Raw genomic sequence first — 23,134 nt, 5'->3', positions numbered from 1 at the left:
TCGACGCCATTTTTTGAAAATCGGAACAGCAAAATGTCCATGCGTACCTCCTACTGCGGTCTGGTGACCGAGCAACAACTGGGCCAAACGGTCAAGCTTTGTGGCTGGGTCAATCGCCGCCGTGATCACGGCGGGGTCATCTTCATCGACCTGCGCGATCGCGAGGGTCTGGTGCAGGTCGTGTGCGATCCGGACCGCGCGGAGATGTTCAAGGCCGCCGAAGGCCTGCGCAATGAGTTCTGCGTGCAGATCACGGGCCTGGTGCGCAGCCGTCCGGCCGGCACCGAGAACGCCAACCTGACGAGCGGCAAGATCGAAGTGCTCTGCCACGAACTCCAGGTGCTCAACCCGTCGGTCACGCCCCCGTTCCAGCTCGACGACGAAAACCTGTCGGAAACCACGCGCCTCACGCATCGTGTGCTGGACCTGCGTCGTCCGCAAATGCAATACAACCTGCGCCTGCGTTACAAGGTGGCGATGGAAGTGCGCAAGTATCTCGACGCGCAAGGCTTCATCGACATCGAAACGCCGATGCTCACGAAGAGCACCCCGGAAGGCGCACGCGACTACCTCGTGCCGTCGCGTGTGAACGCCGGCATGTTCTTCGCGCTGCCGCAATCGCCGCAGCTGTTCAAGCAGTTGCTGATGGTGGCGGGCTTCGACCGTTACTACCAGATCACCAAGTGCTTCCGCGACGAAGACCTGCGTGCCGACCGTCAGCCGGAATTCACGCAGATCGACTGCGAAACCTCGTTCCTCTCGGAGCAGGAAATCCGCGATCTGTTCGAGAACATGGTGCGTCACGTGTTCAAGGAAGCCATCGACGTCGATCTCGACGCGAAGGTGCCGGTCATGGAATACGCTGAAGCCATGCGCCGCTTCGGTTCGGACAAGCCGGACCTGCGCGTGAAGCTCGAATTCACCGAGCTGACCGACGTGATGGGCGACGTGGACTTCAAGGTGTTCTCGGTGCCGGCGACGACCGAAGGCGGCCGTGTGGTCGCCCTGCGCGTGCCGGGTGGTGCCGAGATCTCGCGTAGCGAAATCGATGCCTACACCGACTTCGTGAAGATTTACGGCGCGAAGGGCCTGGCCTGGATCAAGGTCAACGAAGTGGCCAAGGGCCGCGACGGTCTGCAAAGCCCGATCGTGAAGAACCTGCACGACGCTGCGATCGCTTCGATCCTCGAGCGCACCGGTGCGCAAGACGGCGACATCATTTTCTTCGGCGCCGACAAGGCCAAGGTCGTCAACGACGGTATCGGCGCGCTGCGTCTGAAGATCGGTCACTCGGAATTCGGCAAGGCCCACGGCCTGTTCGAAGCCGGCTGGCGTCCGCTGTGGGTCGTCGACTTCCCGATGTTCGAGTACGACGAGGAAGACGCCCGCTGGGTGGCCTGCCATCACCCGTTCACGAGCCCGAAGGACGAGCACATCGACTACCTCGAGACCGACCCGGGCAAGTGCCTGGCAAAGGCCTACGACATGGTGCTCAACGGCTGGGAAATCGGCGGCGGTTCGGTCCGTATCTTCCAGGAAGAAGTGCAGAGCAAGGTGTTCCGTGCCCTCAAGCTGGGTGAGGAAGAAGCCCGTGCCAAGTTCGGCTTCCTGCTCGACGCGCTGCAATACGGTGCGCCCCCGCACGGCGGTATCGCCTTCGGTCTGGATCGCGTCATCACGATGATGGCCGGTGCCGACTCGATCCGCGACGTGATCGCCTTCCCGAAGACGCAACGTGCGCAGGATCTGCTCACGCAAGCGCCGTCGGCCGTGGACGAGCGTCAACTGCGCGACCTGCACATCCGCCTGCGTCAGACCGAAGCGCCGAAGGCGTAAGGGATCCGCATGCGCGACTGAGCGTGCCGGGACGAACGTGCCGGCATTGCGCGCAAGGTCGTAACGAAACCCCCTCTGCCGCAAGGCGAGGGGGTTTTGCTTTTCGGGACGGCGATATGTCGTGTCGCGGTGATCTTGCGGGTACGCGCTCCGCAACGTCCTGCATGCCCTATACAATGCATCATCGTTGTCATCGCCGCATGAACCCGGTTGCCTGCATGAAGCCCTTCAAGATTCCTGAATCCGTGCTCGTCGTGATCTATACGCCGGCGCTCGACGTGCTGCTCATCGAACGCGCCGACGCCGGGAATTTCTGGCAATCGGTTACCGGCAGCAAGGATCAGCTCGACGAGCCGCTGGCCGAGACGGCCGCGCGCGAGGTGTTCGAGGAGACGGGCATCCGTGTCGCGAACGGCACGGTGGTGCCCGAGACGGCGCTGACCGACTGGCATCATCAGATTCAATACAACATCTACCCGCGCTGGGCGCATCGCTACGCGCCGGGTGTCACGCGCAACACCGAGCATTGGTTCGGGCTTTGCGTGCCGGAAAACACCGTCGTCACGCTCTCGCCGCGTGAACACGTCGATCATGTGTGGCTGCCGTGGGAGCAAGCCGCCGCGCGTTGTTTCTCTCCGTCGAACGGCGACGCGATCCGGCAGTTGCCGCAGCGGGTTCGTCAACGTTCCGTCAGCAGTTAATTCGTCATCCTTAGCGATCCGAGCGATCTTAGCGAGTTGAACGAGCGCCGATGAGCAAGTACCTGCCGTTTTCACACGACAATCAACTGGCGCTGCTCTATCACGGTGAGAACTACTTCACCGCCCTCATCGCCGCCATCGAGGCTGCGAAGCACGATGTCGCGCTCGAGACGTATATCTTCGAGGCGGACGATGCCGGAGAGAACGTGTCGGCGGCACTGCGGCGAGCGGCGGAGCGCGGCGTCAAGGTGCGGCTCATTACGGATGGCGTGGGCACCAGCCGGCGCTTGCCGTACATCGAGTCCTGGCACGAGTGCGGGGTGATGCATCGTGTCTACAACCCGCACCTGTTCGGCAAGTTCGGCTTTTCGCGCACGCACCGGAAGATCGCGATCGTCGATCAGGAGATGGCGTTCGTTGGCGGCATCAACATCATCGACGATTACAACGGCGGTGGCGGCGTGCGCATGGACGAGCCACGCTGGGATTTTGCGGTGCAATGCCGCGGTCCGGTAGTGGCGGAGATCGCGCTGGCGTTTCACATCCAGTGGATGCGTCTGGCGCCAGGGTATCTGGGCACGCCGTTCCGTCATCGGCGTCGCGGGCTTCGGGGGCGTTTGCATGCGCCCTACGCGGGGCAGGCGGCCTTCGTCGCGCGGGACAATCTCCACAATCGCCGGGCGGTCGAGAAGGCCTATCTGATGGCGTTGGGGCGGGCGCGTCACGAGGTCTGGCTGGCCAATCCGTATTTCGTGCCGGGTAGACGTCTGCGGCGTGCGCTGACGCAGGCGGCGCGGCGCGGGGTGGCCGTGCATCTGCTCATCGGCCGCAAGGAATTCCGCCTGCTCGATACCGCCGTGCCGTGGTTGTACGCCAAGCTGCTCGACGCCGGCGTGCGTATCGGCGAGTACGACATGCGGCAACTGCACGGCAAGGTGGCCGTCGTGGACGATGTCTGGGCGACGGTCGGGTCGTCGAATCTCGATGCTTTGTCCCTTTTTCTGAATCACGAAGCCAACGTGGTCGTGCTCGACGATCCCGTCGTCATCCAGTTGCGCGATCACATCCGGGAAGCGTTTGCCGAGGCGCGTCAGATCGACCCGGCCCGCTACGGCGAACGCTCGCGCTGGCGCCGCTTTCGCCAGTGGGCTGCCTACCGGCTCTACCGCCTCGCCATGAAGGTCCTCACGCGCGGTAAGTACGATTGAGCGGCAAGTGAGCGGCGGTCCGTCCCCATCGGGCCGGGCTCACGGTTCATCCGTCCCCGTCGGGCCCGCCTCCGGCACGCGCTGCCTACACCTCCGAGATGACGCCATTTTGACGTCCGGCCCTTGTCTGGAGGCCCGCGCGCGCCTGTCCGTCCTTCAATACCGATTAGGTATTCCGATCTAATAAATTCCTTGTGACGCCATGGACGTTTCCCAATAATAGGACGGCCGTTCGATTTTTTGGTTAGCATCGGAGAACGGATAACCAAAGCGATGCAAAACATATGCGTAAGGGTGAACAGACACGTGCCGCGATCCTGAATGCCGCGCTGGAACTGGCGGGGCGGGATGGGCTTGAAGGGCTGACGATCGGCTTGCTGGCCGATCGTATGCAAATGAGCAAGAGCGGCGTCTTCGCGCACTTCGGGTCGCGTGAGGATTTGCAGATCGAGGTGCTGATGGAATACCACCGGCGCTTCGAAGAAGAAGTGTTCGCTCCGAGCATGGAAGCGCCGCGCGGCTTGCCGCGACTCAGAGCGCTGGTGGATCGCTGGATGGACAAGCGCATTCGCGAAGTGACGACGGGCTGCATCTATATCAGCGGTGCCGTCGAGTACGACGATCGCGCGGCCAGTCCGGTGCGTGAAGCCTTGGTAAAGAGCGTGCGGTTGTGGCGATCGGCCCTGCTGCGCGCGATTACGCAAGCGAAGGAGGAGGGACATCTGCGTGCGGACACCGATCCGCGTCTGATGCTCTTCGAAATGTATAGCCTGACACTCGGCCTGCATCACGACGCGCGTTTCCTTCGGGAGCCTGGCGCCGTCGAAATGACCCGGGTGGCACTGGAAAAACTGATTTCGTCTTATCAGCGCGGGTGAGGCGCGAGCCGTCCGCGATTCGATTCGATTTGTTCGGAGGAGAAGGTCATGGGACAGTACAACGCGCCGCTGCGCGACATGCAATTCGTGATGCACGAACTGCTGGGCGTGGAAAACGAATTGAAGGCGATGCCGAAGCACGCGGACATCGATGCCGACACCATCAATCAGGTGCTCGAAGAAGCCGGCAAGTTCTGTAGCGAAGTGATCTTCCCGCTTAATCAGGTGGGCGATCGCGAAGGCTGCAAATACGAAGGCGACGGTGTCGTCACCACGCCGACGGGCTTCAAGGCGGCCTATCAGCAATATGTCGAAGCCGGCTGGCCGTCGCTGGCCTGCGATCCGGAGTTCGGCGGGCAGGGACTGCCGCAGGTCGTGAACAACGCCCTGTACGAAATGCTGAACTCGGCCAATCAGGCATGGACGATGTACCCGGGCCTGTCGCATGGCGCATACGAGTGTCTGCACGCGCACGGTACCCCCGAACAGCAAGCCACCTATCTGCCGAAGATCGTCTCGGGCGAATGGACGGGCACGATGTGCCTGACCGAGCCGCACTGCGGCACCGACCTGGGCATGCTGCGCACGAAGGCCGAGCCGAACGGCGACGGCTCGTACGCCATCTCCGGCACCAAGATCTTCATCTCGGCGGGCGAGCACGACATGGCCGCCAACATCGTTCACCTCGTGCTGGCGCGTCTGCCGGATGCCCCGCCGGGAACGAAGGGCATCTCGCTGTTCGTCGTGCCGAAGTTCATCCCCGACGCCAACGGCGCACCGGGTGAGCGTAACGGCATCAAGTGCGGCTCCATCGAACACAAGATGGGCATCCACGGCAACGCCACCTGCGTGATGAACCTCGATGGCGCGAAGGGCTGGCTCGTCGGCGAACCGAACAAGGGCCTGAATGCCATGTTCGTGATGATGAACGCCGCACGTCAGGGCGTGGGCATGCAAGGCATGGGCCTCACCGAAGTCGCTTATCAGAACTCGCTGGTGTACGCGAAGGAACGCATCCAGATGCGCTCGCTCACCGGTCCGAAGGCACCGGACAAGCCGGCCGATCCGATCATCGTGCATCCGGACGTGCGCCGGATGCTGCTCACGCAAAAGGCCTATGTGGAAGGCGGTCGCGCTTTCTCGTACTGGACCGCGCTGCACATTGACAAGGAACTCTCGCACGGCGACGAAGCCGAGCGTAAAGAAGCCGCCGATCTGGTCGCGCTGCTCACGCCGATCATCAAGGCCTTCCTGACGGACAACGCGTTCGAGTCGACGAACCACGCCATGCAGATCTACGGCGGTCACGGGTTCATCTCCGAGTGGGGCATGGAACAGTACGTGCGCGATGCGCGTATCAACATGATCTACGAAGGCACCAACTCGATTCAGGCGCTCGACCTGCTCGGGCGCAAGGTGCTCGGCGACATGGGCGCGAAGCTCAAGAAGTTCGGCAAGCTGGTGCAGGACTTCGTCGAAGCCGAAGGTACGAAGGAAGAGATGCAGGAGTTCATCAATCCGCTCGCGGATATCGGTGACAAGGTCCAGAAGCTGACGATGGAAATCGGCATGAAGGCGATGGCCAATCCGGACGAAGTGGGTGCGGCCTCGGTGCCGTATCAGCGCGTGGTCGGCCATCTCGTGTTTGCCTACTTCTGGGCGCGCATGGCACGTATCGCGCTCGACAAGCAAGGTAGCGGCGACAAGTTCTACGCGTCGAAGCTCGCGACGGCGCGTTTCTACTTCGCCAAGCTGCTGCCCGAGACCGCGTCGCAAATCCGCATGGCCCGTGCCGGTGCGAAGACGCTGATGGAAGTCGACGTCGACCTGTTCTGAGAGCGGAGGAGATTACCGTGAGCCAAACCAACAAACCCCTGGTCGTACGCAAGGTCGCCGTGCTGGGCGCCGGCGTGATGGGCGCGCAGATCGCCGCGCACCTCGTCAACGCGAAAGTGCCCGTCGTGCTGTTCGATCTGCCGGCCAAGGAAGGCCCGAAGAACGGCATCGTCACGCGCGCCATCGACGGCCTGAAGAAGCTGAGCCCCGCGCCGTTCGCCGACAAGGCCGACGCGCAATTCATCGAAGCCGCGAACTACGAAGACGATCTCGAGAAGCTCGCCGGCTGCGATATCGTGATCGAAGCCATTGCCGAGCGCATGGACTGGAAGCACGACCTGTACAAGAAGGTCTCGCCGCATCTGGCCAAGCACGCCATTTTCGCGTCGAACACGTCGGGCCTGTCGATCACCGAACTCTCGGAAGGCTTCGATGCCGACCTGAAGTCGCGCTTCTGCGGCGTGCACTTCTTCAATCCGCCGCGCTACATGCATCTGGTCGAGCTGATTCCGACCGCAACCACTGAGCCGGCGATTCTCGATCAACTCGAAACGTTCCTCACGTCCACGCTTGGCAAGGGTGTCGTGCGCGCGAAGGACACGCCGAACTTCATCGCCAACCGTGTCGGCGTCTTCTCGATTCTGGCGGTGTTCGCCGAAGCGCAGAAGTACGGCATTCCGTTCGATGTCGTCGACGATCTCACCGGCAGCAAGCTGGGACGTGCCAAATCGGCCACGTTCCGCACGGCCGACGTGGTCGGGCTCGACACGATGGCGCACGTCATCAAGACGATGCAGGACGGCCTGAAGGACGATCCGTTCGCACCGACGTACGCCACGCCGCCCGTGCTCAAGGCACTGGTGGAAAAGGGCGCGCTGGGGCAGAAGACGGGCGCCGGCTTCTACAAGAAGGACGGCAAGGTCATCAAGGTGCTCGACCCGCAATCGGGCGAGTATGTCGAGTCGGGCAAGAAGGCCGACGAGATGGTCGTGCGCATTCTGAAGAAGGCGCCGGCCGAGCGTCTGCGTCTGCTGCGTGAGTCGACGAATCCGCAGGCGCAGTTCCTGTGGGCCGTGTTCCGCGACGTCTTCCAATACATCGGCGTGTATCTGGAGCAGATCGCCGACAATGCCCGCGAAGTCGATTTCGCGATTCGCTGGGGCTTCGGCTGGACCACGGGGCCGTTCGAAGACTGGCAAGCTGCCGGTTGGAAGGATATCGCGCAGTGGGTGCAGGAAGACATCGATGCGGGCAAGGCCCTGTCGAACGCACCGCTGCCCAAGTGGGTGACGAGCGGCAAGGTGGCCGACGCCGGTGGCGTGCATACGGCTGAGGGCTCGTACAACCCGGCCAAGGATGCTTTCGTGCCGCGCAGCAAGCTGCCGGTGTACCAGCGTCAGGTGTTCCCGGCATCGCTCGTGGGCGACGGCAGCGCCGATCCGCGCAAGTTCGGCAAGACCATCGAAGAAAACGACGCGGTGCGGCTGTGGGTCGACGAGACGCCGGGACAGGACGACGTGCTGATCGTCTCGTTCAAGACGAAGATGAACACCATCGGACCGGACGTCATCGACGGTCTGACCCGCGCCATCGATCTGGCCGAGCAGCAGTATCGCGGCGTGGTCGTGTGGCAGCCGACGTCGCTCAAGCTGGGCGCGCCGGGCGGTCCGTTCTCCGCGGGCGCCGATCTGGAAGCGGCCATGCCCGCCTTCATGATGGGCGGCGCGAAGGGCATCGAGCCGTTCATCAAGAAATTCCAGGACGGCATGATGCGCGTGAAGTATGCGCAGGTGCCGGTCGTCTCCGCCGTGTCGGGCATCGCCCTGGGCGGTGGCTGCGAACTGTTGCTGCATAGCGCCAAGCGTGTGGCGGCGCTGGAGAGCTACATCGGTCTGGTGGAAGTCGGCGTGGGCCTCGTGCCGGGCGGCGGCGGGCTGAAGGAAGCCGCAATTCGCGCGGCCGAAGCGGCCACGGCGGCGGGCAGCGTCCAGTATCTCCAGTTCGTGACGAAGTCGTTCACCAATGCCGCGATGGCGAAGGTCTCGGCCTCGGCGATCGACGCCCGCGACATGGGCTATCTGAAGCCGTCGGACACCATCGTCTACAACGTGCACGAGCTGCTGTCGGTCGCTCGCAACGAGGCGCGTGCGCTCTCGCTCGCCGGCTACCGTGCGCCGCTCAAGCCGGCCGGCATTCCGGTCGCCGGACGCTCGGGCGTGTCGACGATCAAGGCGTCGCTCGTGAACATGCGTGACGGCAACTTCATCTCGGCGCACGACTTCCTGATCGCTACGCGCATTGCCGAAGCCGTGTGCGGCGGCGACGTGGAAGCGGGCAGCCTCGTGAACGAGGAATGGCTGCTGGCGCTCGAGCGTCGCGCCTTCATCGAACTGCTGGGCACGTCGAAGACCCAGGAACGCATCATGGGCATGCTGCAAACCGGCAAGCCGGTGCGCAACTAAGCCGATCGGAGACTGACATGAGCAAACAACTGCAAGACGCCTACATCGTTGCCGCCACCCGTGCGCCGATCGGCAAGGCTCCCAAGGGCAGCTACAAGAACACGCGTCCGGACGATCTGCTCGCGACCATCCTCAAGAGCGCGCTGTCCCAGGTGCCGGATCTCGATCCGAAGGTCATCGAAGACGCGATCATCGGCTGTGCGATCCCTGAAGCCCAGCAAGGCCTGAACGTCGCCCGTATCGGCGCGCTGCTCTCCGGCCTGCCGAATACCGTTGGCGGCGTGACCGTCAACCGTTTCTGCGCCTCGGGTCTGACTGCGCTGGCGATGGCCGCCGACCGCATCCGTGTGGGCGAAGCGGACGCGATGATCGCCGGGGGCATCGAAAGCATGAGCATGGTGCCGATGATGGGCAATACGCCGTCGCTCTCGCCGTCGATCTTCGAGCGTGACGAGAACGTGGGTATCGCCTACGGCATGGGGCTCACCGCCGAGAAGGTCGCGCAGCAGTGGGGCGTGACGCGCGATGCGCAGGACGCCTTCGCGCTCGCCTCGCACCAGAAAGCCATCAAGGCCCAGCAGGCCGGTGAGTTCACGAACGAGATCACGCCGATCGAGATCGTCGAACGTTTCCCGAATCTGGCGACGGGCGAAGTTTCGGTCAAGACGCGTACCCTTTCGCTCGACGAAGGTCCGCGTCCCGATACGTCCATCGAAGGGTTGGGCAAGCTGCGTCCGGTGTTCGCGAACAAGGGTTCGGTGACGGCAGGCAATAGCTCGCAAACGTCGGACGGCGCCGGTGCGCTGCTCGTGGTGAGCGAGAAGATCCTGAAGCAGTTCAACCTGACGCCGCTCGCGCGTTTCGTGTCGTTCGCCGTGCGCGGCGTGCCGCCCGAGATCATGGGCATCGGTCCGAAGGAAGCGATTCCGGCGGCGCTGCGTGCCGCAGGGCTGAGCCAGCAGGACATGGACTGGATCGAACTGAACGAAGCGTTCGCCGCACAGGCGCTCGCCGTCATCAAGGATCTGGATCTGGACACCAGCAAGGTCAACCCGATGGGCGGCGCCATTGCGCTGGGCCACCCGCTGGGCGCGACCGGTGCGATTCGCGCCGCGACCGTGGTGCATGCGCTGCGTCGTCACAACCTGAAGTACGGCATGGTGACGATGTGCGTGGGTACCGGCATGGGGGCTGCGGGCATCATCGAGCGTATGTAAGACAGGGGCACCGCGTGTTGGCGGTGCCCGGTTTTTACCCGCCCGATATCGAGGAGACATCAACGATGGAAGACGTACTGGTGCAGCGTCAGGGCGCGGTTCAGGTGCTGACGTTCAACCGCGCTCACAAGAAGAACGCGATCACCGCGGATATGTATCAGGCGCTTGCCGACGGCATCAACGATGCCGAGGCGGATGCGTCGCTGCGCGTGATCCTGATTCAGGGCCAGCCGGAAGCCTTCTCGGCCGGCAACGACCTTGAAGACTTCCTGAAGAACCCGCCGAAGGACGAAAGCGCGCCGGTGTTCCAGTTCCTGCGGGCGATCAGCCAGGCGAGCAAGCCGATCGTGGCTGCCGTGGCCGGGAATGCCGTGGGTGTGGGTACGACACTGTTGCTGCATTGCGACGTGGTCTACGCGGCCGATTCGGCCCGTTTCTCGCTGCCGTTCTCGCAACTGGCGCTGTGCCCGGAGGCGGCGTCGAGCTGGCTGCTGCCGCGTGTGGCCGGCTATCAGCGTGCGGCCGAAAAGCTGCTCTTCGGTGAGCCGTTCGATGTGAACGAGGCGGTCGCGATGGGGTTCGTCAACCGTATCCTGCCGGCGGGTGAGCTGTTCGAGTATGCCGCCAGGCGTGCTGCGCAACTGGCGGCCATGCCCGCCGGGTCGCTGCGCGTGACCAAGCAGTTGATGAAGGCCGACGGCGCGCGTGACGTGCAGTCACGCATCGGCGAGGAGGGCGTGGAGTTCGCGAAGCGCTTGTTGTCGCCGGAGGCGCGTGAGGCCTTTACGGCCTTCTTCGAGAAGCGCAAACCGGATTTCAGCCAGTTTTCCTGATTTTCCGCATTTGAGTGCGAAAACGCCGCACGTCTCGGTTCACGAGACGGCGGCGTTTTTCGTTGCGCGGGAAGACCAGACGTTCAGGCGGCGACGTCGAGCTTGGGCAGCGGACGCGGGCGACGGTCTTCGTCCGTGGCCACGTAGGTGACCATGGCCTCGGTGACTTTGACGATCTCGTGCGACAGGCGCATGCGCTGCGCGTACGCCTCCACGTAGACGGTGATCGACGTATTGCCCGTTTTCACGATGGTGGCGTAAAAGCTGAGCAGATCGCCGACGAACACCGGCTCCTTGAACAGGAACGAATTGACGGCGATGGTGGCGACACGGCCGTTGGCGCGCTGTGCGGCGGGAATCGAGCCGGCGATATCGACCTGCGACATGATCCAGCCGCCGAATACGTCGCCATGGGCGTTGGCGTCGGCGGGCATCGGCATGACGCGCAATGCCAGTTCTTTTTCTTCGGGCAGGGCGGTGAGGGCAGGGGTCGGGGTGCTCATGTGGGTCCTTGATCGTGCGGGAAAGCTGCCCGGCGGGGGCGTTGCGCCGTTCCCCGGACTTTATCGGGGGCTCAGCAGGCGTCGCCGGGTTCTGCGAAAATACGGCATCACCGATTCTAGCGGAAAGCCCTCATCCGAGCCGGACGCCGCCACATCCCCATCATGAGACGTTTCACTCCGGCCGAGCCCGCGCCGGCGGCCTCCAGCACGCCCAATGCCAGAGCCCCGCGCGGCGACTGGCAAGTCATCAAGTCGCTGATTCCCTACCTGATGGAATTCCGGGGACGCGTCACGCTGGCGCTCTCGTGCCTGATCCTCGCGAAAGTCGCCAACCTTGGCGTGCCGGTCCTCATGAAGCACATCGTCGACGCGCTGAGCCCCGTCGCCTCGCTCTCGGCCACCGCGCGCGCCACGAACGACCCGAGCCTGATCGTGGTCGGCGGTCTCGGGCTGCTGGTCATCGCTTACGGGCTGGTGCGCCTGTCGACGTCGCTATTCACGGAACTGCGCGAAATCCTGTTCTCGAAGGTGACGGAAAGCGCCGTGCGCCAGATCGCGCTCAAGGTGTTCCGGCACCTGCACGCGCTGTCGCTGCGGTTCCATCTGGAGCGTCAGACAGGCGGGATGAGCCGAGACATCGAGCGGGGCACGCGAGGCATCCAGTCGATGATCTCGTACTCGCTCTACAGTATTCTGCCCACGCTCATCGAAGTGGGACTGGTGCTGGGCTTTTTCGTCGTGCGTTACGACGCCTTCTACGCCATCGTCACGCTCGTGGCGCTGGCGTTCTACATTGTCTTCACGGTGAAAGTGACGGAGTGGCGCACGCATTTCCGTCGCACGATGAACGAGCTCGATTCGAAGGCCAACGCGCGCGCCATCGATTCGCTCATCAATTACGAGACGGTGAAGTACTTCGGCAACGAGGCGTTCGAGACGCAGCGTTACGACGAAAACCTCAAGCGTTACCGTGCCGCCGCGATTCGCTCGCAGAATTCCCTCTCGGTGTTGAACTTCGGCCAGCAGGTCATCATCGCCAGCGGTCTGGTCCTGATTCTCTGGCACGCCACGCAAGGTGTGATGAGCGGTCGTATGACGCTCGGCGATCTGGTGCTCGTCAACACGTTCATGTTGCAGTTGTACATTCCGCTGAACTTCCTCGGCGTGATTTATCGCGAGCTCAAGCAGGCGATGACGGACATGGATCGCATGTTCACGCTGCTCGACGTCAATCGTGAAGTGGCCGATCCGCCCGGCGCGCAGCCGCTGGTGTGCAATGGCGGGACGGTGCGCTTCACGCATGTGAACTTCGGTTACGAGCCGTCGCGCCAGATTCTGCACGACGTCGATTTCACCATTGCCGCCGGTACGACCACGGCCGTGGTGGGTCATAGCGGCTCGGGGAAATCGACGCTCTCGCGCTTGCTGTTCCGCTTCTACGACGTGGGCTTCCCCGGCCTGGACGGCGGGCGCATCAGCATCGACGGACAGGACATTCGCGACGTCACGCAGGATTCGCTGCGTGCGGCCATCGGCATCGTCCCGCAGGACACGGTGCTGTTCAACGACACGATCTACTACAACATCGCGTATGGCGATCCGTCGGCGTCGCGCGAGCAGGTGATTGCCGCTGCGCGTGCCGCGCATATTCACGATTTCATCGAGAGTTTGCCGGCTGGCTACGAGTCGATGGTCGGCGAGCGCGGGCTCAAGCTGTCCGGCGGTGAGAAGCAACGTGTGGCGATCGCGCGCACCATCCTGAAGAATCCGCATATTCTGATTTTCGACGAGGCGACGTCGGCGCTCGATTCGCGCTCGGAACAGGCGATTCAGACGGAGTTGCGCAACATCGCTCGCGAGCGTACGACGCTCGTCATCGCACACCGCCTCTCGACGGTGGTCCACGCGGCGCAGATCATCGTGCTCGACAAGGGGCGTATCGTCGAGCGGGGTACGCACGATCAGTTGCTGCGCGCCGAGGGCCTCTACGCACAGATGTGGGCGCTGCAACAGCAACGACGCGGCGGGGAAGGGGATGCCGAGGCGTCGCATTTCGCTACGGTGGTGTCCTGAGCGGCGCAGCGCAAGGCGATGGCAAGCGGGTGGCGCGTGCCGCACGTGGAGGCCCGGGGGATGCCCGGGCGGGGCACGGGCCTGTCGCCTCGCGCCGCGATTGAGTAGACTAGCGCGCTGACATCGCCCATCGCCTGCGCGGGAGCACCGCATGGAAATCAAATGGCTTGAAGACTTCGTGTCGCTCGCCAAGACGAACAGTTTCAGCCGCTCTGCCGAATTGCGTCACGTGACGCAGCCGGCGTTTTCACGACGCATTCAGTCGCTCGAAGCGTGGCTCGGCAGTGAGCTGATCGACCGTTCCAGCTATCCCACACGCCTGACGCCAGCGGGCGAGGTGTTCTACGAGCAGGCACTCACGCTGCTCGCGCAGGCGCAGGAGGCACGCGCGCTGCTGCGTGAGCAACGCTCCGCCGATCACTCGGTGATCGACTTCGCGGTACCGCATACGCTGTCGATGACGTTTTTCCCGCGCTGGCTCAAGTTGCTGGAGAAGCGTCTGGGACTGCTGCGCTCTCGCCTGCGCGCGCTCAACGTGCACGACGCGGCCATGTCGCTGACCGACGGCGGCTGCGATCTGCTGATGTGCTACTACCATCCGAGCCAGCCGCTCCAGCTCGACTCGGCGCGCTATGAAATGATCGTGCTCGGCAGCGAGCGCTTCAGTCCCTACAGCGCGCCCTCGTCGCAAAAGCGGGCGCGTTTCAGACTGCCGGGCACGGCCGAGGCCCCGGTGCCCTATCTGGCCTATACGTCGAATGCCTATCTCGGTCGCATGGCGGATCTGCTCGTCGGCGATCCGTCGACCCGGCCGCATCTGGACAAGGTCTACGAAACGGACATGGCCGAAGCCCTCAAGGCGATGGTGCTGGCCGGACACGGCGTGGCATTCCTGCCGGAAAGTGCGGTCGTGGATTCGGTCGCGCGTGGCGAACTGATCGATCTGGCGCAGCCGGGCAAGGCGTCGGCGCCGTGGCACCTGGACATGGAAATTCGTCTGTACCGCGACCGGCTCGCCTACACGGACGCAAGCAACCGGCGCGAGCGCACCAAGCGCGATGTCGTCGAAGCGTTCTGGCAGGCCGTTCAGGATCAGGTGAAAGGCTGACGGCGATGTGTGCGTTCACCGGCGATCGCGGCGCAATGCCTGACGTAGCAGCGAAAAGCCGGGTCGCTCACAACTATGCAGGAATTGCATAGTTGCATGTTTATTCGGCATTGGATTGTTCTTTGCGGTTCTTTGTAAAGTGCCAGCCATTCGTGTCGCTGGCGCGGTGTGTGCCGGCGGTGCAGATTGAAGCCGGAGAATCCAACGATGTCTCAAACGTCACATGCCTTGCCTTCCTACCTCGACGCCGAACACCTCGGTCCGTGGGGTAACTATCTCCAACAGGTCGACCGGGTCACCCCCTACCTCGGTTCGCTCTCGCGCTGGGTCGAAACCCTCAAGCGCCCGAAGCGTATCCTCGTCGTCGACTGCCCGATCGAACTCGACAACGGCACCATCGCCCACTTCGAGGGCTATCGTGTCCAGCACAACACGTCGCGCGGCCCCGGTAAGGGCGGCGTGCGTTTCCACCAGGACGTCACGCTCTCGGAAGTGATGGCCTTGTCGGCCTGGATGTCGGTCAAGAACGCTGCGGTGAACGTGCCTTACGGCGGCGCCAAGGGCGGTATCCGTGTCGACCCGCGCAAGCTCTCGCGCGGCGAGCTGGAGCGTCTGACGCGTCGTTACACCAGCGAAATCAACATCATCATCGGGCCGACGAAGGACATTCCGGCACCGGACGTCAACACCAATGAGCAGATCATGGCGTGGATGATGGACACCTACTCGATGAACGAGGGTTCCACCGCCACCGGCGTCGTGACCGGCAAGCCGATCTCGCTGGGCGGCTCGCTGGGCCGTCGCGAAGCGACCGGCCGCGGCGTGTTCGTGGTGAGCTGCGAAGCGGCCCGCCGTCTGGGCATGGATGTGCGCGGTGCGCGCGTGATCGTGCAAGGCTTTGGCAACGTGGGCGGTATCGCTGCCCGGTTGTTCCACGAAGCTGGCGCGCATGTCATCGGTGTGCAAGACCACACCGGCACCATTTACAAGTCTGACGGCCTCGACGTGCCGAACCTGCTCAAACACGTGGCCGAGACCGGCGGCGTGGGCGGTTTCCCGGCAGCCGAAGTCCTCAAGGACGAAGAATTTTGGTCGCTCGACTGCGAATTCCTGATTCCGGCCGCTCTGGAAAACCAGATCACCGAAAAGAATGCCGACCAGATCCGCGCCAAGGTCGTGGTCGAGGGCGCCAACGGCCCGACGACGACCGCTGCGGACGACATTCTGCGTAGCAAGAACATTCTCGTCGTGCCGGACGTCGTGGCCAATGCGGGCGGCGTGACGGTCTCGTACTTCGAATGGGTGCAGGATTTCTCGAGCTTCTTCTGGACCGAGGAAGAGATCAACCATCGTCTGGAACGCATCATGCGCGAAGCGTTCGATGGCGTGTGGCACGTGGCGCAGGAACATCAGGTTTCCCTGCGTACAGCCGCATTCATCGTGGCGTGTAGCCGTATTCTGCAAGCCCGTGAAATGCGCGGCCTGTACCCCTGATCGGGGGCTGCCGGGCATCTAGGTAGTATTACGCATTAATGCGTAAAACAGAATGTTCGGAGCGAGTTACGTTAAAAAAGACGTGCGTTCCGAACATTCGAGAATAAAAAAATGGGCAAATGCAGTGCTAAAATGCATTCGTTTTGTGCCAAGGAGACCAAGGAATGACCCTCTCGAAAATTGCGTTGGCGATGTGCTGTGTTGGCTTGATGGCAGGTGCTGCCCAGGCTCAGGAAGCAGGTACCCTCAAGAAGATCAAGGACAGCGGCGTCATTACGCTGGGAAATCGCGAATCGTCGATCCCGTTCTCGTTCTATGACAACAACCACAATGTCGTCGGTTATGCCAACGATGTCGCGCAAGCGATCGTTGCTGAAGTCAAGAAGGAACTGAAGCTCACGAAGCTGGACGTCAAGCAGATCCCGATCACGTCGCAGAACCGCATTCCGCTGGTTCAGAACGGCACGATCGATATCGAGTGCGGTTCGACCACGAACAACGCCGATCGTCAGAAGCAGGCTGCGTTCTCGAACACGTTCTTCATCATCGGCACCCGTCTGCTGACGAAGAACAGCTCGGGCGTGAAGGACTTCGCTGACCTGAAGGGCAAGAACGTCGTGACCACGGCGGGTACGACTTCCGAGCAACTGCTGCGCAAGATGAATCAGACCGAGAACCTCGGTATGAACATCACCAGCGCCAAGGACCATGGTGAAGCGGCGATTACGCTGCACTCGGGCCGTGCCGTTGCCTTCATGATGGACGACGCCCTGCTCGCCGGTGAGCGTGCCAAGTTCAAGGACGCCAAGGACTACAGCATCGTCGGCAAGGCGCAATCGTACGAAGCCTACGGCTGCATGATGCGCAAGGACGATCCGGCCTTCAAGAAGGTGGTCGACAAGGCCGTCGCCGATTACCAGAAGTCGGGCCAGGCGCAGAAGGATTACGCCAAGTGGTTCCAGCAGCCGATTCCGGCGCTGAACGGCGTGAACATGGACTTCCCGCCGTCGGCTGAAATGGCCGCACTGTGGAAGTCGCCGAACGACAGCGCAGACGTGCAAGGCGCCAAGTAAGCCGACAGGCTTCACGAATCGCCAAGCTAAGTCAGCAGGTAATGCCGAAGCGGAAGGAGTCGATCCTTCCGCTTCTTTTTAAGTAAGGCAAGTAGAAGAGGGGAGATCATGGCTCTCGGTCTCGATTTCAGTTTTTTCTTCCAGCCGGTATCGACGGGCGAGGACACCACTTACTTCGGGTGGCTGCTCTCGGGGCTCAAGCTCACGCTTGAAGTCGGCATCGGTGGCTGGATTATTGCGCTTGTCGTCGGCTCCGTGCTCGGCGTGATGCGCACCGTTCCGAACAAATGGATTTCCGGATTTGCGGCGGCCTACGTCGAGTTGTTCCGGAACATCCCGCTGCTGGTGCAGCTGTTCTTCTGGTATTACGTGGCCCCCGACTTCCTGCCGGAAGCGGTTCGCCAGTGGCTGTTCTCGCTCAATCCCGCGAGCGTTTCGTTGCTCACCGGTGTGATCGGCCTGGGTCTGTTCACGGCGGCCCGTGTGTGCGAGCAGGTGCGCTCCGGTATCAATTCGCTGCCCAAGGGGCAGAAGAATGCCGGTCTGGCGATGGGCCTCACGCTCCCGCAGACCTATCGTTTCGTGTTGCTGCCGGTGGCTTTCCGCGTCGTGATCCCGCCGATCACGTCGGAATTCGTCAACATCTTCAAGAACTCGGCCGTGATCTCGACCGTGAACTTGCTGGAACTGACGGGCCAGGGCAAACAGCTCATCGATTACACGGCACATAGCTACGAGTCGTTCATTGCTGTGACGATCGCGTACATGATCATCAATATCGCGGTGCTGGTGCTCATGCGCTTCATCGAAGCCAAGACCCGCCTGCCGGGCTACATCGGGGGCAAATAATGCTTGAGATCTTCGCATGGGGCGGCGCTATCGACGCAATGCCGCTGCTCGTCAAGGGCATGGTCACCACGTTGCAGATCACGGCGCTGGCTGTGGTCGTCGGTATCGTGTGGGGCACGTTGCTCGCGATGATGCGTCTGTCGGGCGTGGCGCCGCTGAAGTGGTTTGCGGATCTGTATGTGAACGTGTTCCGTTCGATCCCGCTGCTGATGGTGCTGCTGTGGTTCTTCCTGATCGTGCCGCAAGTGCTGCGCTCGCTGCTGGACGTGCCGCCGACGTGGGATATCCGGATGGTCTCGGCGCTCGTGGCTTTCTCGCTGTTCGAAGCGGCGTATTATTCGGAAATCATCCGCGCCGGTATCCAGAGCGTGTCGCGTGGCCAGATGTCCGCCGCATTTGCGCTGGGCATGTCGTACTGGCAGGCGATGGGCCTCGTCGTGCTGCCGCAGGCGTTCCGCAACATGGTGCCGCTGCTGCTTACGCAGGGCATCATTCTGTTCCAGGATACCTCGCTCGTGTACGCGATTGCCTTGTCCGATTTCTTCGGCATGGCGTACTCGGTCGGTCAGCGTGACGGCACGCTGCCTGCCATGATTGTGTTTGCCGGAGCGGTCTACTTCGTGATCTGCTTCACGGTTTCGATGTTGGTTAAACGTCTTCAAAAGAGGTTGGCGAAATGATTACCCTGAAAAACGTCTCCAAGTGGTACGGCCAGTTCCAGGTGCTCACGGACTGCTCCACTGAAGTCAAGAAGGGTGAAGTCGTGGTGGTGTGCGGGCCGTCGGGCTCGGGCAAATCCACGCTCATCAAGACCGTGAACGGTCTGGAGCCGATCCAGCAAGGCGAGATCATCGTCGATGGCACCTCGGTCGCCGATCCGAAGACGAACCTGGCCAAGCTGCGCTCGCGCGTGGGCATGGTGTTCCAGCACTTCGAACTCTTCCCGCACCTGTCGATTACCGAAAACCTGACGCTCGCGCAGGTCAAGGTGCTGGGTCGCAGCAAGGACGCGGCGCGCGACAAGGGCCTCAAGCTGCTCGAGCGCGTGGGCCTGAAGGCGCATGCGCACAAGTTCCCGGGCCAGCTCTCGGGTGGTCAGCAGCAGCGTGTGGCTATCGCCCGTGCCCTGTGCATGGACCCGATCGCCATGCTGTTCGACGAGCCGACCTCGGCACTCGACCCGGAAATGATCAACGAAGTGCTCGACGTGATGGTCGAACTGGCGCAGGAAGGCATGACCATGATGGTGGTCACGCACGAAATGGGCTTCGCCAAGAAGGTCGCGAACCGCGTGATCTTCATGGATCAGGGCATCATCGTCGAAGACGACCAGAAGGACGAGTTCTTCGCGAACCCGAAGTCGGATCGCGCCAAGGACTTCCTGGCCAAGATCCTGCACTGATCGTTTTCAGCGTCGGAACGAAAAAAGCGTGCCTTCGGGCACGCTTTTTTTATGGGCGCCGCCAGGGCTACAGGGTTACTGGCAGGCGGTGTTCTGGGCGTTGCGCAGCCGCACGGCTTCCGGAATCGGCACCACGGCACGCAGCGTCGGCGCGCCTTTCTCGAAGAGGATCAGCTCGCCCGGCTCGAACGTCGTCCAGACCTCGTTGTCGGTCAGCGGCGCGGTGGCGATCACGGCGACGCGGTCGGCCGGGGTCGTGAACTTCGCGAAATCGATTTCCCAGTCGGCGTCGATCAGGTGCGCCTTGGTGAACGGCCATTGGCGCGCGATGAAGTGCAGACGGGTGGAGCAATGCGCGATGAGCGCCTGACCGTTCGAGAGCACGAAGTTGAATACGCCGTGACGCGTGATCGTGCGCGTAATGTCTTCGACGGCGTGAAAGAGTTCGTCCAGCGGTGGTTGCGAGCCGGGGAAGCGTTTGCGCAGGCCCTGCATGATGTCGCAAAAGGCGCGCTCGCTGTCCGTCGTTCCGACCGGCTGGTAGACGCCCGAGAGAAACGGGTCGTAGTCGTGCAGATCGCCGTTGTGGGCGAAGATCCAGTGACGCCCCCACAGTTCGCGTTGGAACGGGTGGCAGTTCTCCAGCTCAACGATGCCTTGCGTCGCTTTGCGGATGTGCGCGATGACGTTTTTGGACTTGATCGGGTACTTTTTCACCAATTCGGCAATCGGCGAGTTCGCCGCGGCCTGATGGTCGATGAAAAGTCGGCAGGCCTTGTCCTCGAAAAACGCGATACCCCAGCCATCGGCATGGTGATCCGTGCCGCCCCCACGCGCCGCAAAACCGGTAAATGAGAACGTGATGTCGGTCGGTTCCGCGCAATTCATTGCGAGCAGCTGGCACATGGGACGGGCGAATCGAAGATTGGCTGCGCACGTCGTGTCTGAGCGCCGCAACCGTTACAATATGGGGTTACAGAAGCATAGCACCCGCCTCTGTGCACGTACATTCCCGCCCAGGCAGTCCGTCGCGTCGACGCGTCACTACTTCGCACTTCGCCACCACGCTCGCATGGGCTAGTCGTCCCTCCAGCCCCCGGAAAACGCCCATGACCACCGAACTGACTATCACCCGTCCCGATGACTGGCACTTGCACGTGCGCGATGGCGCCGTGCTCAAGAGCGTGCTGCCCGACAGCGCCCGCCAGTTCGGCCGCGCGATCATCATGCCGAACCTCAAGCCGCCGGTCACCACGACCGAACACGCGGCGGCGTACCGCGAGCGCATTCTCGCGGCACGCCCGGCCGGCAACACGTTCGAGCCGCTCATGACGCTGTACCTCACCGACAATACGCCTGCCGAGGAGATCCGCCGCGCGAAGGCATCGGGTTTCGTGCATGCCGTGAAGCTCTATCCGGCCGGTGCCACGACGAACTCCGACGCCGGCGTGACCGACCTGGCCAAGTGCCGTGGCGCGCTCGAAGCGTTGCAGGAAGTCGGTATGCCGCTGCTGGTGCACGGTGAAGTGACGAGCGCCGACATCGACATCTTCGATCGTGAAAAGGTCTTCATCGACCGCGTGATGTCGCCGCTGCGCCGTGATTTCCCGGGGCTGAAGGTCGTGTTCGAGCACATCACGACGAAGGACGCCGCCGAGTACGTCGCCGAAGCCGAAGGGCCCATCGCCGCCACGATTACCCCGCATCACCTGCTGTACAACCGTAACGCGATCTTCACCGGTGGCATCCGTCCGCATTACTACTGCCTGCCGGTCCTCAAGCGCGAGACGCACCGCGAAGCCCTTGTGAAGGCCGCAACGTCGGGCAGCCCGCGCTTCTTCCTCGGCACCGATAGCGCGCCGCACGCACGTGGCGTGAAAGAAGCGGCTTGCGGTTGCGCTGGCTGCTACACGGCACTGCACGCCGTGGAACTGTACGCCGAGGCGTTCGACAAGGCCGGCGCGCTCGACAAGTTCGAAGCGTTCGCCAGCTTCTATGGCCCGGACTTCTACGAACTGCCGCGCAATACCGACAAGGTCACGCTGGTGCGTGAAGACTGGGAACTGCCCGCCGAACTGCCGATGGGCGACGAAACCGTCGTGCCGCTGCGCGCCGGTGAAGTCATCGGCTGGAAGCTCAAGGGCTAAGGTGTCATCCGGCGTACTCGCCAGACGCTGCGCTGAATGATCGTCAGATGATGGATTTGAAGCCGCAATCGACCGGGACGTCGGCGCCCGATGGGGCTCCGGCGCTCCCGGAAATCGACTGGCGAGCGCCGTGGTTCGATGCGGTAGCGGCGCGCGCACAGGACGCGCTGGCTGGCGACGATTGGCGTCATGCGCTTTCAATGCAGGCCAGCGATGCCGGGCTGGTCAGCGGGCAAGGGCAGGCGCTAGGCTTCGTCGCGCAAGAGGATTTGCCCGCACAGACGGCCTACGAGGCGTTCATTGCGCAGACGGGCGGCGTGCCGACACGCCACAACCTCCACGATTTCTTCAATGCGCTGATCTGGCTGACGTACCCGCGCGGCAAGGCGGCGCTCAATGCGCGTCAGGCGGCGGCGATTGCCGTCGACGGCGTACAGGCCAGCCGCGGGACGACGCGCGACGCGGCAACCTTGTTCGACGAGAACGCCGTGCTCTTTGCGTGCAGTGATCCGTCGCTCGGGGCGGTGCTGCGAGCATTCGACTGGCACACGCTGTTCGTGACGCGTCGCGCCGAATGGGGGCGGGCGTGCGAGGTTCAGCCGTTCGGGCACGCATTGCTGGAAAAACTGGTTGCGCCCTACAAGTCGGTCACGTCGCACGCGTGGATCGTCGAGGTTCCGGCGGACTACTTCGGCTGGTCGCCGATGACGCGGCGCGCCTGGCTGGACGCCCGGATCGCCCCGACGCTGGCGAACGCGCCCCTCACGACACGCGACTTCGCGCCGTTGCCCGTACTGGGCATTCCGGGCTGGTGGCCGCAGAACGAGGATCCGTCCTTCTATCGGGATGTGTCGGTCTTCCGGACTGGACGGCGGGAAAAGCGCTGAGCGGAGGGTGCGGGCGCGATATCGGGTCGAACGCGGGTCGAACGCGGGTCGGACAATTTTCTGTCGCGCAGATCGTTTCACTGCGCACATGACGGAGGGACCGGAATGTCCCGGCGTCGACAGGAAGGCCCGTGATACACTTCGGCCCGCAGAGTCGGCCAGACAATCGCCGCCTTCTTTCGAGGAGGGGGAGGAAAGTCCGGACTCCATAGGGCAGGGTGATGGCTAACGGCCATCCGTCGCGAGACGCGGAACAGGGCAACAGAGAACAGACCGCCGATGGCCTCTGGCGCAAGCCAGGGGATCAGGTAAGGGTGAAACGGTGCGGTAAGAGCGCACCGCGGCGTGCGGCAACGCACACGGCACGGTAACCTCCACCCGGAGCAATTCCAAATAGGCAGGTGAACGGCATGCGCCTCGTGCGTGTGTCGGCAACGGGGCCCCCGGGAGCCTGCGGGTAGGAAGCTTGAGCGGCGTAGTGATGCGTCGCCTAGAGGAATGATTGTCAGGCGCGGCGCGAGTCGCGTTCACAGAATCCGGCTTATCGGCCGGCTCTGCATCCCAACAAATGCAAAAGGCTCCGCAAGGGAGCCTTTTGCGCTTCTGACGTCGCCCGCAACGGGGCGG

The 23,134-nt window shown here is 62.8% G+C and carries 19 protein-coding genes and 1 other RNA gene; 18 read left to right on the top strand and 2 right to left on the bottom strand.

The annotated features are described in order from the left end of the window. Positions 1–33 precede the first annotated feature (33 nt). The 8 genes from aspS (at position 34) to A9762_RS00195 (ending at position 10,971) form a co-directional block, all read left to right on the top strand. A complete protein-coding gene (aspS, locus tag A9762_RS00230; protein ID WP_069340045.1) occupies positions 34–1,836 on the top strand; it encodes an aspartate--tRNA ligase in 1,803 nt (600 codons plus the stop codon). Positions 1,837–2,054: 218 nt separating this feature from the next. Next, entirely contained in the window at positions 2,055–2,537 is a 483-nt protein-coding gene (nudB, locus tag A9762_RS00225) for a dihydroneopterin triphosphate diphosphatase (RefSeq protein WP_083253505.1), read from the top strand. A 50-nt stretch (positions 2,538–2,587) separates the two neighbouring features. Next, the gene (gene clsB, locus A9762_RS00220) at positions 2,588–3,745 is read left to right on the top strand and encodes a cardiolipin synthase ClsB (protein WP_069340044.1); all 1,158 of its coding nucleotides are present in this window, start codon (positions 2,588–2,590) and stop codon (positions 3,743–3,745) included. A 284-nt stretch (positions 3,746–4,029) separates the two neighbouring features. Beyond that, positions 4,030–4,623 (top strand): TetR/AcrR family transcriptional regulator, encoded by a 594-nt coding sequence (locus A9762_RS00215; RefSeq protein WP_069340043.1) that lies wholly within the window; start codon positions 4,030–4,032, stop codon positions 4,621–4,623. 48 nt (positions 4,624–4,671) lie between these two features. Beyond that, on the top strand, positions 4,672–6,459 hold the full coding sequence (locus tag A9762_RS00210) for an acyl-CoA dehydrogenase C-terminal domain-containing protein (protein WP_069340042.1): 1,788 nt from the start codon (positions 4,672–4,674) through the stop codon (positions 6,457–6,459). A gap of 17 nt (positions 6,460–6,476) precedes the next feature. Next, positions 6,477–8,921 (top strand): 3-hydroxyacyl-CoA dehydrogenase/enoyl-CoA hydratase family protein, encoded by a 2,445-nt coding sequence (locus A9762_RS00205; protein WP_139133006.1) that lies wholly within the window; start codon positions 6,477–6,479, stop codon positions 8,919–8,921. 17 nt (positions 8,922–8,938) lie between these two features. Next, positions 8,939–10,138, top strand: coding sequence for an acetyl-CoA C-acyltransferase (locus A9762_RS00200; protein ID WP_069340041.1), 1,200 nt, complete (start codon positions 8,939–8,941; stop codon positions 10,136–10,138). Between the two features lie 65 nt (positions 10,139–10,203). Next, complete coding sequence (locus A9762_RS00195) at positions 10,204–10,971, top strand: enoyl-CoA hydratase (RefSeq protein ID WP_069340040.1); 768 nt, start codon at positions 10,204–10,206, stop codon at positions 10,969–10,971. A gap of 83 nt (positions 10,972–11,054) precedes the next feature. Here A9762_RS00195 and A9762_RS00190 read toward each other — a convergent pair whose 3' ends face one another. Then, on the bottom strand, positions 11,055–11,474 hold the full coding sequence (locus tag A9762_RS00190; RefSeq protein WP_069340039.1) for an acyl-CoA thioesterase: 420 nt from the start codon (positions 11,472–11,474) through the stop codon (positions 11,055–11,057). 162 nt (positions 11,475–11,636) lie between these two features. On the opposite strand from A9762_RS00190, the gene A9762_RS00185 reads away from it, so the two are divergent. The 7 genes from A9762_RS00185 to A9762_RS00155 all read left to right on the top strand — a co-directional run bounded on the left by A9762_RS00185 (position 11,637) and on the right by A9762_RS00155 (position 19,473). Next, complete coding sequence (locus A9762_RS00185) at positions 11,637–13,547, top strand: ABC transporter ATP-binding protein/permease (protein ID WP_069340038.1); 1,911 nt, start codon at positions 11,637–11,639, stop codon at positions 13,545–13,547. A gap of 151 nt (positions 13,548–13,698) precedes the next feature. Next, positions 13,699–14,655, top strand: coding sequence for a LysR family transcriptional regulator (locus tag A9762_RS00180; RefSeq protein ID WP_069340037.1), 957 nt, complete (start codon positions 13,699–13,701; stop codon positions 14,653–14,655). 207 nt (positions 14,656–14,862) lie between these two features. Then, positions 14,863–16,149, top strand: coding sequence for a Glu/Leu/Phe/Val dehydrogenase (locus A9762_RS00175; protein ID WP_069340036.1), 1,287 nt, complete (start codon positions 14,863–14,865; stop codon positions 16,147–16,149). A gap of 164 nt (positions 16,150–16,313) precedes the next feature. Continuing rightward, a complete protein-coding gene (locus A9762_RS00170; RefSeq protein ID WP_069340035.1) occupies positions 16,314–17,222 on the top strand; it encodes a glutamate/aspartate ABC transporter substrate-binding protein in 909 nt (302 codons plus the stop codon). A 108-nt stretch (positions 17,223–17,330) separates the two neighbouring features. Beyond that, positions 17,331–18,071, top strand: a complete 741-nt coding sequence (locus A9762_RS00165; protein WP_069340034.1) for an amino acid ABC transporter permease — start codon at positions 17,331–17,333, stop codon at positions 18,069–18,071. Next, entirely contained in the window at positions 18,071–18,751 is a 681-nt protein-coding gene (gltK, locus tag A9762_RS00160; protein ID WP_069340033.1) for a glutamate/aspartate ABC transporter permease GltK, read from the top strand. The genes A9762_RS00165 and gltK overlap by 1 nt, the downstream gene beginning before the upstream one ends. After that, positions 18,748–19,473 carry an amino acid ABC transporter ATP-binding protein gene (locus tag A9762_RS00155; protein ID WP_069340032.1) on the top strand — a complete coding sequence of 242 codons (726 nt, stop codon included), beginning with the start codon at positions 18,748–18,750 and terminating at the stop codon, positions 19,471–19,473. The genes gltK and A9762_RS00155 overlap by 4 nt, the downstream gene beginning before the upstream one ends. A gap of 75 nt (positions 19,474–19,548) precedes the next feature. On the opposite strand, the gene A9762_RS00150 is transcribed toward A9762_RS00155, so the two are convergent. Beyond that, positions 19,549–20,379 (bottom strand): class II glutamine amidotransferase, encoded by an 831-nt coding sequence (locus A9762_RS00150; protein WP_069340031.1) that lies wholly within the window; start codon positions 20,377–20,379, stop codon positions 19,549–19,551. 203 nt (positions 20,380–20,582) lie between these two features. Here A9762_RS00150 and pyrC point away from each other — a divergent pair, with 203 nt between their 5' ends. The 3 genes from pyrC (at position 20,583) to rnpB (ending at position 23,067) form a co-directional block, all read left to right on the top strand. Then, positions 20,583–21,620, top strand: a complete 1,038-nt coding sequence (gene pyrC / locus A9762_RS00145; RefSeq protein ID WP_069340030.1) for a dihydroorotase — start codon at positions 20,583–20,585, stop codon at positions 21,618–21,620. Between the two features lie 47 nt (positions 21,621–21,667). After that, entirely contained in the window at positions 21,668–22,507 is an 840-nt protein-coding gene (locus A9762_RS00140; protein ID WP_069340029.1) for a DUF3025 domain-containing protein, read from the top strand. 150 nt (positions 22,508–22,657) lie between these two features. Then, an RNA gene (gene rnpB / locus A9762_RS00135) (RNase P RNA component class A) lies at positions 22,658–23,067 on the top strand. Positions 23,068–23,134: the final 67 nt, after the last annotated feature.

This window comes from Pandoraea sp. ISTKB, assembly GCF_001721285.1.
GTDB lineage: Bacteria > Pseudomonadota > Gammaproteobacteria > Burkholderiales > Burkholderiaceae > Pandoraea > Pandoraea capi.
This window is presented reverse-complemented; position numbering and strand designations above follow the sequence as displayed.